Here is a 2,607-nt window from a genome sequence, read left to right as displayed (position 1 = left end):
TGGCCTGTCCGAGGAGCACGGCCATGTCGACCTGAGCCAGGTCGAGGGCCCGCGGCCGAAGGTCGGCGACCTGGTGCGGGTCCTGCCGAACCATGCCTGCCCGGTCAGCAACCTCTACGACCAGGTGGCGCTCATCCGCGGCGACCGGGTGGAGCGGCTGGTCGACGTGGCCGCCCGCGGTAGATTGACCTGAATTTTTCTGCAATGAGACCTCTGGTCGGCAGGCGGAGCCAGGGGCGAGCATGGGCGTTGAGCGGGAGCTGAAGCTCGAGGGCAGGGCCGAGGACCTGCGCAAGCTCCTGGCCGACCCCTCGGTGGCAGACGGCCTGAAGGGCCGGCCTGCCCGCCGGCGGCTGGCCGCCACCTATTACGACACCCCGGAAGGCACGCTGCGCCGCGAGCTCGGCATGAGTTTCCGGGTGCGCAAGGAAGGCCGGCGCTGGGTCCAGGCGGTGAAGCGCGAGCCCACCGGCAATGGCGTCCTGCTGGCGCGCGACGAATGGGAGGTGCAGGTGGCCGGCGAGGCTCCCGAGCCTGCCCGCTTCACCGATCCCGAGCTGGCCGAGCTGGTCCAGGCCGTGACCGGCCGGGAGCTGGTCGCGATCGTGCGCACCGACATCCGCCGCGAAACGGTCGATCTCGACTGGACCGACGAGCACGGCCGCAATGCGGTGGTGAACCTGGCGCTCGACCAGGGCCGGATCGAGGCGGACGGCCGCTCCGAGGAGGTGAGCGAGCTGGAACTGGAGCTGGTCGAGGGCGACCCGGCCTGCCTGTACGCGCTGGCGCTGCGCTGTGCGGAGCTGGCGCCGGTGCGCTTCGCCACCCGGAGCAAATGGCAGCGCGGTGTGCGGCTGCACGACCGACTGGCGCCGGAGCCGGTCAAGGCCGAACGCCCGGAACTGGCGGCCGACGCCAATATCGAGACGGTGATGGTCGCGGCCTTCGGCGCCGCGCTGCACCAATGGATCGGCAACGAGGCGGCGGTGCTGGACGGGCGCGATCCCGAGGGCATCCACCAGATGCGCGTGGCCCTGCGCCGACTGCGCTCCCTGTTGACCGTGTTCAAGGACCTGATCCCGCCGGCCCAGCGCAAGTCCCTGTCCGGCGAGCTGCGCACCGTGGTCAAGGCGCTGGGCCCGGCGCGCGACCTCGACGTGTTCGAGGCGGAGCTGCTGGCGCCGGTGCTGGCGGCTCGGGCCGGCGAGCCGTCCCTCTCGGCCCTGCAGGAGCTGACGGCTTCCGCCCGGGCCAGGGCCTATGACGAGGCTCATGCGATGGTGGCGAGCCGCAACTATGGCCGGACCCTCCTGCGCCTGTCCGCCTGGCTGGCGATGCGCGGCTGGCGGATGGGCGCGGATGCGGCCGGTGCCGACCAGCTGGCCATGCCCGCTACGGAGGCCGCCGCAGCCCTGCTGGACAAGGCGCTGCGCAAGGTGCGCCGTCGCGGCCGGCACTTCGCGGGCCTGGCGCCGGACGAGCGGCACGAGGTGCGGATCGCCCTGAAGAAGCTGCGCTACGCCGCCGACGCGGTGACGGACCTGTTCCCCCCCGACCGGGTGAAGCCCTACAACAAGCGGCTGTCGCAGCTGCAGGACCATATGGGCCGGTTCAACGACGCCTTCGTCGCCGGCACTCTCGTCGATCGGCTGCTGGGCGATGGCGGCCTGCCCGCCGCCATGCGTCAGGCCGCCGCCAAAGGTGCCGGCATGGTCGCCGGCTGGCACGCCCATGCCGCGGTCGCCGACGAGCCGGAGCTGATCGATGCCTGGCGCGCCTTCAAGCGGGCGGCCCCGTTCTGGGAGGGAGCGGCTTGATCCGGATCCTGGTCGGCAACGGCAAGGGCGGGGTGGGCAAGTCGACGATCGCGACCGGCCTGGCGGCGGCCCTGGCCGGCAGGGGGCGGGTCACCGCGCTGGCCGACGCCGACCGGCAGCGCTCGAGCCTGGGCTGGCTGGCGCGGCGGCCGGTGAATGCCGCCCCGATCCGGGCGCTGGACTGGACCAGGAAGGCGGGTGCGGTGCCGGCGGGCGTCGAGCGGCTGGTGGTCGATGCCCCGGCCAACCTGGACGGCGGCGAGATCGAGGACCTGCTGGACGAGGCCGACCGGGTAGTGGTGCCGGTCCAGCCTTCCCTGTTCGATCAGGCCGGGACCGAACGGTTCCTGAATAAGCTCGGCAAGCAGAAATCGGTGCGCAAGGGCAGGAAGGAGGTGGTGCTGGTGCTCAACCGCCTGCGCCCGCGCGCCCGCGCCACCGCGCGTCTGGAAAACCATGCCAGGAGCCTTGAACTGCCCGTGGCGGCGCGGCTCGCCGACCGGGCGATCTACGAGGAACTGGCAGCGCAGGGCCTGGCGGTCTTCGACCTCGCCGGGGCCCGGACCGCACCGGCGCGCGCCGAGTGGGCGCAGCTGGTGGACCTGCTCGATCGCAGCGCCTGAACGCCGCGCTTCCCATCCTCAGCGTGCCGGCAGCGTCGCCATGTCGAGGGCGGCGCGCATGAAGTCGAGCGCCCGCCCGGCCGCCGCTGCCGGAAGCCGGCCGATCCGCCCCTGCCGTGCCGCCAGCGCCGTCTCGAGCACGTCCCGCCAGCAGGCCGGATAAGCTT

The 2,607-nt window shown here is 72.8% G+C and carries 2 protein-coding genes and 1 pseudogene; all 3 read left to right on the top strand.

Annotated elements, in window-relative coordinates; all coding sequences use genetic code 11:
* Positions 1-193, top strand: a pseudogene (locus tag VNS22_RS18745) (D-TA family PLP-dependent enzyme); the annotation flags it as partial.
* 49 nt (positions 194-242) lie between these two features.
* Positions 243-1,817: a CYTH and CHAD domain-containing protein gene (locus VNS22_RS18740; protein ID WP_325735100.1), complete on the top strand. Its 1,575-nt coding sequence runs from the start codon at positions 243-245 to the stop codon at positions 1,815-1,817.
* Positions 1,814-2,440 carry a division plane positioning ATPase MipZ gene (locus VNS22_RS18735; protein ID WP_325735098.1) on the top strand — a complete coding sequence of 209 codons (627 nt, stop codon included), beginning with the start codon at positions 1,814-1,816 and terminating at the stop codon, positions 2,438-2,440. The genes VNS22_RS18740 and VNS22_RS18735 overlap by 4 nt, the downstream gene beginning before the upstream one ends.
* Positions 2,441-2,607: the final 167 nt, after the last annotated feature.

Origin of the sequence: Geminicoccus sp., from assembly GCF_035556675.1 — a bacterium.
Taxonomy (GTDB): Bacteria; Pseudomonadota; Alphaproteobacteria; order Geminicoccales; family Geminicoccaceae; genus Geminicoccus.
Note: the sequence above shows the minus strand (reverse complement) of the source record. Positions and strands in the feature narration are given on the sequence as shown.